Source organism: Rhizobium sp. YJ-22, assembly GCF_029601685.1.
In the GTDB taxonomy this organism is placed as follows: Bacteria; Pseudomonadota; Alphaproteobacteria; order Rhizobiales; family Rhizobiaceae; genus Metarhizobium.
On record NZ_JARRIR010000009.1, the window covers coordinates 277,082 to 284,611 of the forward strand.

Here is a 7,530-nt window from a genome sequence, read left to right on the forward strand (position 1 = left end):
CTTGCCAGCCGCAAGCTCCATGGACAGAATGGCAAAATCGATTGTACTTTTTTCGGCAGGATGCATGACGGGCGCCGTTCCCTCCTATTTCGTCTATGGCGAGCCGGACAGGCCGCTGGATGTGGGATTCATCCATGTGGAGACGGTCATGGCCCGGAAAGGCCTGCATCTCGGCGCCGTCGACGCCCATCGCCACGACCATCTGTCGCAGATCACCTATTGGACGAAAGGGCGCGGCCGCTATTTCTACGAGGACCGGGCCGTGGACTTTTTCGCGCCCGCCATCGGCTTCATGCCGAGCGGCGTCGTGCATGGCTTCGAGGTCGATCCGGCAAGCTCGGATGCCATCGTCGTCTCCATCGCCGACGATGCGCTGATGGCGATTAGGGCGCAGACCATCCTGCCGCTCGACCGGCCGCTGTTCCTCGCCGAACCGCCCGAAAACCCGCATTGGGCCGGCATCGACGCCATCCTGCGCCGCCTCGAAAGCGAATATCACCAGGGCCGGTTCGGCATGGAAAAGGTGCTGGCCGCGCTGACCGGCGTGGTGCTGACCGATATCGCCCGCCTTGCCCATGACGGGCCGGCGGAAGCAGCCGAAGCCGGGCCGCTGGCGCTGGCACGGCGCTTCCGCGCCCTGGTCGACCGGCATTTTCGCGACAACTGGCGCATGGAGCGCTACGTCGAGACACTGGCCACGACGCCGCATCTGCTGGCGCGTGCCTGCCACGAGGCCTTCGGTCTCGCGCCCAAGGAATTCGTCAGCGAGCGGCGAATGCTGGAGGCCAAGCGGCTGCTGCTGTTCACCGTCCGCTCGGTGGAAGACATCGCCTATGAGCTGGGGCTGAAGGACGCGGCCTATTTCTCCCGCGTCTTCAAGGCCTCCGAAAACCTGCCGCCCGGCGTCTGGCGGGCGGCGCGGCTGGGAAGCGGGGGTCAGACCGCCAAGCGGCCGTAGCTGCGCATCACCTCGCAGAGATGGCCATGGTCGATGGCGCGAATGAGAAAGCGGTCATAGACCGTGCCGCCCAGATCTTCGGCCGCCAGCATGGCGTTGACCACCGCCTCCTCGACGGCATCGACGGCGGCCATGTAGACCGGGTCGAGCGGTTCGTCATTGACCATCTCCACCTGCAAAAAGGGCTCGGCGCGATGCTGCATCGGGCGGGCATTTGCGGTGGAGAAGGCGAGGAAGATATCGCCGGAATTGTTGCCGCCCGGCGTGCCGTTGCGGCCGATGCCGATGGCGGCGCGGCGCGCGAGGCGCTTGAGCTGATGCGGCATCAGCGGCAGGTCGGTGGTGATGACGACGATGATCGAGCCGCGCTCCTGCAACTGGCTCTGCGGCGTGCCATCCTGCATGTGGCGTCCCACCGGCACGCCGCCGATGGTCAGCCAGTCGCGCTGGCCGTGATTGGCCTGCACCATCGCGCCGACGGTAAAGGTCCGTCCGCCGAAGTCTACGAGGCGCGAGGCCGTGCCGGTGCCGCCCTTGAAACCATAGGTGATCATGCCGGTGCCGCCGCCGCAATTGCCTTCCTGCACGGGACCGGAGGCGACGCTGTCGAGGGCGGCGCGCACGTCGGCCTCGGTGACGGCGAGCGCGTTGATGTCATTCAGCGCCCCGTCATAGGTCTCGGCGATGACCGGCATGATCCAGAGGAAATCGTCGGTCTGGTAGGTCGAGGCATAGCGGTCGATCATCCAGCGCACCGTCGCATGATGCGCCATGCCGACGCCATGGGTATTGGTGATGACGACCGGCCCGAGGAAATAACCGCCATCCTCGATCCAGTGCGTGCCGGTCATCTCGCCATTGCCGTTGAAACGATGGACGCCGGCATAGACGGGCACCGGGGTCTCCGAAAACATATGCGGCAGGATGGCGGTGACGCCGGTGCGCACCGGGCGGGCGCGGCCGGGACGCGGTTCGTTCTCGATCATGGTGCGGTAGCCGACGCCGATGCCGGCGACATCGGTGATCGCATTGTACGTGCCGGTGCGGCCGGTGAAGGGCAGGCCGAGATCGCGGCCACGAGGTTTGGGAGAATTGGGCTTATAAGTCTGGAAGGTCATGTCATTTCTGCCGGGAACGAAGATAGAGGCCGAAGGAGGCCACGAGGAAAGAGAAGGTCAGCATCATCACCGCGATCGCATTGATCTCCGGCTTGATGCCGCGTCTTAGCATCGCGAAGATGAACATGGGCAGCGTCGTGACATCGACGCCGGCGATGAAATACGTGATGACGAGATCGTCCATCGAGATGATGAAGGCGAGCAGCCCGCCGCCGAGAATGCCGGGCATCAGTTGCGGCAGGATCACCTTGCGGAAGGTCACCCATTCATTGGCGCCGAGATCGGCCGAGGCATGTTCCAGCGTCCGGCCCATGCCGGCAAGCCGCGCCGAGACGACGATGAACACATAGGAAATCAGGAAGGTGCATTGGCCGATGATGATCGTCGTCAACCCCAGATGAATGCCGGCGCTGACGAAGAAGATCAGAAGCGCGATACCGAGCACGATATCCGGCATCAGCATCGGCATGAACAGCGCCACCTGATAGAAACGCTTGCCGAGGAAATTGTAGCGATGCAAAGCGAGCGCCATCGCCGTGCCCAGCACCGTCGAGACGAGGGTGGTCGCGCCGGCGATCTTCAGGCTGTTGAACACGGCGGCGACGAGCTGGTCGGTGGATTCGATATAGAGGGCACTTTCCGAAACCGTCGTCTTGAAGCCGAGAACCTGGGCATACCATTCGGTGGTGAAGCCGCTCCAGACCATCATGGTGACCGGATTGGCATTGAACGAATAGACGGCGATCAGCACCAGCGGAATATAGATGAAGGCGAAGAACAGCACGGTGTAGAGCGTCAGGGTGCCGTTGAACAGCGCGCGGGCGATTTTCATGGCGCAGCCTCCTAGCGCGACAGGGCTTCGGCGGCGTTGCGCCGGCCGGAGAGGATGACATAACCGGTCAGCAGCACCAGCATCACGGCCATGACCATCATCGCCAGCGCCGAGCCGAACGGCCAGTTGCGCGCCGCGAGGAACTGGCCCTCGATGAGATTGCCGAGCATCATCACCTTGGCGCCGCCGAGCACCGCCGGCACGACGAAATTGCCGAGCGCCGGAATGAAGACAATGACCGAGCCGCCGAGAATGCCGGGCGCCGTCAGCGGCAGGATGATGCGGAAGAAGGTGCGCACCGGCCCGGCGCCAAGATCGAGCGAGGCCTGCACCAGCCGCCAGTCCAGCTTCTCGATGCTGGCATAGACCGGCATGAACATGAAGGGAATGAAGACATAGACCATGCCGAGCACGATCGCCCCGTCGGTATAGATCATCTCCAGCGGCCGGGCGATGATGCCCGTCCCGATCAGCGTCTCGTTGATCAGCCCGGTCGGGCGCAGGATCATCACCCAGACGAAGAGGCGCACGATCAGGCTGGAAAAGAACGGCAGCGTGATCAGGAACAGGCAGAAATTCTTCCATTTGTCCGGCAGCCGGCTGATGTGGAAGGCGGCGGGATAACAGACGAGCAGCGTCGCCAGAACCGTCACCGCCGCGATCTTCAGCGAACGGAAGAAGATGGCGATATAGACCGGATCGTATTCCTCGAAGGCCGGATCGGCAAAGCCGAGAATACGGCCGAAATTATGCGGGTAATAGGTCCATTCCACCCCGCCATAGAGGCCGGGCGCCAGAAAACTGGTGACCACCATGATGCCGAGCGGAATGGCGAAGAAGAAAGCGAGGAACAGCGTCACCGGTCCGAGCAGGACGCCGATCTGCAAACGCCGCTGGTTGGCGAGCTTCATCGCGCCCCCTCCCCTTCGCAGAGCAGGTGGACGCTGTCCGGATCGTAATACCAGCGCGCCGTCTGCCCCGGCTGCAGGGCGCCGACCGCGCCCTTTTCGCCGGCCGGCACCTGCGCCACCAGCCGGCGGCCGGAGGCGGTATGCCCGAAGAGTTCGAAGGACGAGCCGACGAAGACGATCTGGTCGAGGGTGATGTCAAGCGCCGGGGCATTGTCACAGCGCGAGACCAGCGAAAAATGCTCCGGTCGCACCAGCGCCGTGCCCTTGGCCGACGCACGGTCATGGCCGCCATGGCGCAGCACCGTGCCGTCCTCCAGCACGAAACCGCCGGCCTCGTCGCGCCCGTCGAGCAGGTTGCTGGCGCCGACGAAGCTGGCGACGAAGGCATTGACCGGCTTGTCATAGATGGTGCGCGGTGCATCGAGCTGCTGGATGCGGCCATTGGCGAGCACCGCCACCCGGTCCGACATGGTCAGCGCTTCCTGCTGGTCATGGGTGACGAAGATGAAGGTGATGCCGAGGTCGTTTTGCAGCGATTTCAATTCAAGCTGCATCGCCTCGCGCAGATTCTTGTCGAGCGCCGACAACGGCTCGTCGAGCAGCAGCACCTTCGGCCGCGCGACGATGGCGCGCGCCAGCGCCACGCGCTGCTGCTGGCCGCCGGAGAGCTGACGCGGCAGGCGCCCTTCCATGCCGGAAAGCCCGACCATTTGCAGCACCGCCCGGACGCGCTCCGTGCGCTCCGCCTTGCCGATGCCGGCGACTTCAAGCGCATAGCCGGTGTTCTGACCGACCGTCATATGCGGAAACAGCGCGTAATTCTGGAAGACGGTGTTGACCGGCCGGCGATAGGGCGGCCGGTCGGTCATGTCGACGCCGTCGATCTCGATGCGACCGGCATCCAGCTCGACGAAACCGCTGATCGCCTGCAGCAGCGTGGTCTTGCCGCAGCCGGAGGGCCCGAGCAGCGTGATGAATTCATTGCGGCCGATATCGAGATCGATACCGTCCAATGCCGTGACCTTGCCGCCTTCCGGCGTCGCAAAGGCCTTGGCGGCCGAGACCAGCCGCACGATTGCATCCCGCATGTTTCGTTCCCCGAAATGTTATCAAATTAACTCTTGCGTGATTTCGGTATGTTGATATCATTTTTTCGTACAAGTCAACGCCCCGAAGGATCCGGTCTTTCCGTGCTTGCTTGCGGAAAAAACGAGCGGGATCCCGAAGGGAAATCCGACAAGGGGAACACCAATGACGACGTTGAAAAGCGCCCTCCGGCGCCTGAGCCTTATTGCGTTTACGGCACTGACCCTGCCCGCCGGCGCCTTCGCCGACGAACTGAACATCTACAACTGGGGCGAATACATCAATCCGGCCGTGCTGCAGAAATTCGAGGAGGAGACCAAGATCAAGGTCAATCTCTCGACCTATTCCTCCAACGAGGAAATGCTCGCCAAGATCCAGGGCGGCGCCAGCGGCTACGATATCGTCTTCCCGTCCGTGCATATGCAGGACATCATGTCGAAGCTCGATCTGCTCGAAAAGACCGACATCGACACCTATGAAGGCTTCAAGAACATCGATCCGCGCTTCCTGCGCGCCAAGAGCGACCCGAAGGGCGAATATTGCCTGCCCTACGCCTTCGGCACGGTCGGCATCCTCTACAACCGCAAGGTTCTCGGCAAGGATGTGGTGGGCTGGAAGGATCTGCTGGCGACGGTGAAGGAAAAGGGCCTGAAGATCACCCTGCTCGACGACATGCGCGAAGTGCTGGGCGTCGGCCTGATCCTCAACGGCCATTCGGTCAATTCGACCAATGCCGAGGAATTGCAGCAGGCGGCCGATACGGTGATCGCGATGAAGCCCTATGTCGCCGCCTTCACCTATGATTCCCGCCCGATGGTCGGCTCCGGCGACGTTGCGGCGGCCCATTTCTTCGTCGGCAGCATGATCGACGTCTTCGGCAACCCGAAGGATCTGGGCTATGTCATCCCCGAGGAAGGCGCGACCATGTACCAGGAAGACATCTGCGTGCTGAAAAGCGCGCCGAACAAGGAGAACGCCAGGAAATTCCTGCAATTCTACACCCGCCCGGAGATCGCCGCGCTCAACGTCTCGCAGCAGACCAACGGCACGCCGAATGTCCCGGCCCGTCAGTTGACGCCGGAAAACATCAAGAATAGCAAGGAAATCAATCCGACCGACCAGACCATGGAGCGGTTGCAGATTTTCCAGGATCTGGGCGCCGGCCTGCGCCAGCTCGACCGGGTCTGGACCAAGGTGAAGACCGCGCAGTAAAAGGCGCGTTTCAAACTCCGCCCGCCAAAGCGGGCGGAGAAAATGCTCGGAGGGGACGACTGTGGCGAAAGACATTGTCACGCGCCTGCAAAGCGCAGACCTGCGCAAATCGAAGACCGACAAGCTGATCGCCCAGTATATCGAGCGCAATCTGGCCGAACTGCCGTTCGAGACGGCGAAATCCATCGCCGCGCGGCTCGGCATTTCGCAGATGACGGTCGGGCGCTACCTGCGCCGCCTCGGCTTCGACGGTCTCGACGAGATGAAGACGGCGCTTAGGCGCGGCCGCTCCAATCCCGCCTGGCAGGTGAAAGGCCCGGTCGCCCGGCTGCAGCAGGATATCCGCGAGGGCAAGCTGCTCGCCGGCCTCGTGCAGCAGCAGATCGACAATCTCGGGGTCGTTTACGAGCTGATGACCCAACCGGAATGGCAGCAGACCATCGATGCGCTGATTTCCGCCAGCGAAGTCTATGTCGCCGCCTACCAGAATGTGCGCGGCATCGCGCAATATTTCGCCTCGCAGCTTTCCTATTCGCGCCCGCGCGTCTCCTTCATGGACGGGCTGAACGGCACCTATGCCGAAGCGCTCGATGGTTCGGTCGAGGGCCGCGTGCTCTTCCTGCATGACGTGCGCCGTTTCGCCTCCAAGGCCCGGCCGCTGGCGGCCGAAGCCCGCCGCGCCGGCGTCAAGGTCATCCTGCTCACCGACGAATTCTGCCCCTGGGCCAGCGAGGTCGCCGATATCGCCCTGATCGTCCCCGGCTCGCATGGCCCCCTCTGGGATGGCGCCGCCACCATGACGGCGGTCATGGACCTGATGCTCTCCAACATCATCGTCCTCATCGGCAACCAGGTGGACGAGCGCGTCCAGACACTCACCCGCCTGCAGGACATTTTTGGCGATTTCGAGAGCTGACTTCTATTCCAGGGTCTGCGACCGAAATCTGGACGCAGACCCTGGAAGAATCTCGGGAGAACTGCAGAAATGACTTGAAAAAACGCGTCAAGAATAGCTTGAAAACAATTGGCATACTAAGTGTCATGACCGATGCGTTCTTTGTCGATGCCAGCGGAGAGTTCGCGGTCGTCCACGCCGCAAAACGAAACCATCGTGGAGTGCCCCCTTTCGACCTGACAGGCTTATGTATAACGACTATCGACGCATCGAAGTGATCACCGGCGACGTCCTAGCGGAAGCTGCAGATTATCGAGCAGAGTTTTGAGCCGTGCGAGACCGTTTCGTCGATCACCAGACTTCATGGGGTTGCGCCGAATCTTCTGTGTCGATGGCGCAGACTTCCGAGGGAACAAGGAATGACTGCTTTGGATTTCGACAACCGGCTCGTCAGAAACCACGGCTGCAGCACCTCCCTCATTCAAGAGCCTGCGCCACCGGTAAAGCAGATTGGGCGC

At 62.4% G+C, this 7,530-nt stretch carries 7 protein-coding genes and 1 pseudogene; 4 read left to right on the forward strand and 4 right to left on the reverse strand.

Annotated elements, in window-relative coordinates:
• Positions 1-64: 64 nt before the first annotated feature.
• Positions 65-958 (forward strand): AraC family transcriptional regulator, encoded by an 894-nt coding sequence (locus P7F60_RS21460; RefSeq protein WP_277919731.1) that lies wholly within the window; start codon positions 65-67, stop codon positions 956-958.
• Here P7F60_RS21460 and P7F60_RS21465 read toward each other — a convergent pair.
• Genes P7F60_RS21465 through P7F60_RS21480 form a run of 4 tightly spaced genes read right to left on the reverse strand, consistent with a single transcriptional unit; the run spans position 937 to position 4,907 of the window.
• Positions 937-2,076 (reverse strand): P1 family peptidase, encoded by a 1,140-nt coding sequence (locus P7F60_RS21465; protein WP_277919732.1) that lies wholly within the window; start codon positions 2,074-2,076, stop codon positions 937-939. The two genes, P7F60_RS21460 and P7F60_RS21465, sit on opposite strands and share 22 nt — an antisense overlap.
• A 1-nt stretch (position 2,077) precedes the next feature.
• Positions 2,078-2,908: an ABC transporter permease gene (locus P7F60_RS21470; protein WP_277919733.1), complete on the reverse strand. Its 831-nt coding sequence runs from the start codon at positions 2,906-2,908 to the stop codon at positions 2,078-2,080.
• Positions 2,909-2,919: 11 nt separating this feature from the next.
• Entirely contained in the window at positions 2,920-3,819 is a 900-nt protein-coding gene (locus P7F60_RS21475; protein ID WP_277919734.1) for an ABC transporter permease, read from the reverse strand.
• Positions 3,816-4,907 (reverse strand): ABC transporter ATP-binding protein, encoded by a 1,092-nt coding sequence (locus tag P7F60_RS21480; RefSeq protein ID WP_277919735.1) that lies wholly within the window; start codon positions 4,905-4,907, stop codon positions 3,816-3,818. The genes P7F60_RS21475 and P7F60_RS21480 overlap by 4 nt, the downstream gene beginning before the upstream one ends.
• Positions 4,908-5,070: 163 nt before the next feature.
• Between P7F60_RS21480 and P7F60_RS21485 the strand changes: the two genes are divergently transcribed.
• The 3 genes and pseudogenes from P7F60_RS21485 to P7F60_RS21495 all read left to right on the forward strand — a co-directional run.
• The gene (locus tag P7F60_RS21485; RefSeq protein ID WP_277919736.1) at positions 5,071-6,117 is read left to right on the forward strand and encodes a spermidine/putrescine ABC transporter substrate-binding protein; all 1,047 of its coding nucleotides are present in this window, start codon (positions 5,071-5,073) and stop codon (positions 6,115-6,117) included.
• A gap of 61 nt (positions 6,118-6,178) precedes the next feature.
• Positions 6,179-7,033, forward strand: a complete 855-nt coding sequence (locus P7F60_RS21490; protein WP_277919737.1) for a MurR/RpiR family transcriptional regulator — start codon at positions 6,179-6,181, stop codon at positions 7,031-7,033.
• A 226-nt stretch (positions 7,034-7,259) separates the two neighbouring features.
• A pseudogene (locus tag P7F60_RS21495) lies at positions 7,260-7,470 on the forward strand (transposase); the annotation flags it as partial.
• Positions 7,471-7,530 lie beyond the last annotated feature (60 nt).